The sequence below is a fragment of the Vibrio sp. 10N.286.52.F8 genome (assembly GCF_041468745.1).
GTDB lineage: Bacteria > Pseudomonadota > Gammaproteobacteria > Enterobacterales > Vibrionaceae > Vibrio > Vibrio crassostreae_C.
Map to the genome: position 1 here is coordinate 159543 of NZ_JBFRJF010000012.1, position 581 is coordinate 160123.

The following is a 581-nucleotide window of genomic DNA, read 5'->3' on the forward strand; positions in this document are numbered from 1 at the left end:
AGTCACTGTAACGGCGCGTTTTTATATGTATAGATCTTTAAACTGGAGCTTTGTACAGCTTATTAGCGACGTGCTTTACCGCGGTTTTGGTGAATCTTAAGCTTCGCTTTCATCTTACGTTTTTCTGATGAACGGCTTTTGCTGCGACCACCACGATCGGGCGCTAGATCTTTTTCAAGGCTTGGTTCAAAGCCCTCTAGCCACTCTTGAGGCAAGCGAGTATCAAGTAATCGCTCAATATCACCCAATAGGTAAGCTTCATCCTGACTCATCAAAGAGATCGCTAAGCCGCTGTTACCCGCACGACCAGTACGTCCGATGCGGTGAACATAATCTTCTGCTTTAAATGGCATGTCATAGTTCACAACTTGTTCTAGCTGCTGAATATCAATACCACGAGCTGCCACGTCGGTTGCGATCAACGCACGAACTTTGCCTGACTTGAAATCGTCTAGGGCTTTTTGACGCGCACCTTGGCTCTTATCGCCATTGATTGATGCCGCTTTAATGCCGTCTAACTTAAGCTCTTTAACGAGAGCATCAGTGCCCTGCTTAGTCTTTGTGAACACCAACACTTGTTG

The 581-nt window shown here is 46.1% G+C and carries 1 protein-coding gene; it reads right to left on the reverse strand.

The window, feature by feature from the left end; translation table 11 throughout:
• Positions 1-62: 62 nt before the first annotated feature.
• Positions 63-581: helicase-related protein (locus tag AB4133_RS08245; RefSeq protein ID WP_372224198.1), on the reverse strand; the 519-nt coding region annotated here is incomplete at its 5' end.